This is a genomic window from Streptomyces sp. URMC 126 (genome assembly GCF_051386555.1).
Taxonomy (GTDB): domain Bacteria; phylum Actinomycetota; class Actinomycetes; order Streptomycetales; family Streptomycetaceae; genus Streptomyces.
The window spans coordinates 1-380 of record NZ_JBPQTX010000697.1 but is presented as its reverse complement, the minus strand read 5'-3'; the positions used below and the strand labels follow the sequence as shown (position 1 = coordinate 380).

Sequence of the window (380 nt, the reverse complement as noted above, 5' to 3'; positions counted from 1 at the left end):
CCGGAGTCCCGCAGTGGTTCGGCGACCACCCGCTGGTGCCCTCCCGGGACCCCTGGGACGCGCTGCTGGAGCTCAACATGTGGCGCCACAACGGCACGGTGCAGGAGAAGAGACTCCTCGACCGGGTGCTGTTCGCCGCCTTCCTGGACGACCTGCGCCATGCCGCCGAGCGCTGGTTCACCGCTCCCTCCTGCCTGGTCCTGCTGGACAACTGCCACACCGAGCAGGGGCACCTCTTCCTCGACCTGCTGACCGGTTCCCGCCGTGATTCCGCGCTGTCCGGCACCCCCTGCGATCCGATGACGGTGGTGTGCAGCTCCAACCGCTGGCCGGAGAACTGGGGTCCGTCCAGCGGCGACCAGTGGTCATGGAGGCTGCGC

The 380-nt window shown here is 69.5% G+C and carries 1 pseudogene; it reads left to right on the top strand.

The window, feature by feature from the left end:
• Positions 1-380: pseudogene (locus ACSNOK_RS33505) on the top strand (hypothetical protein); the annotation flags it as partial.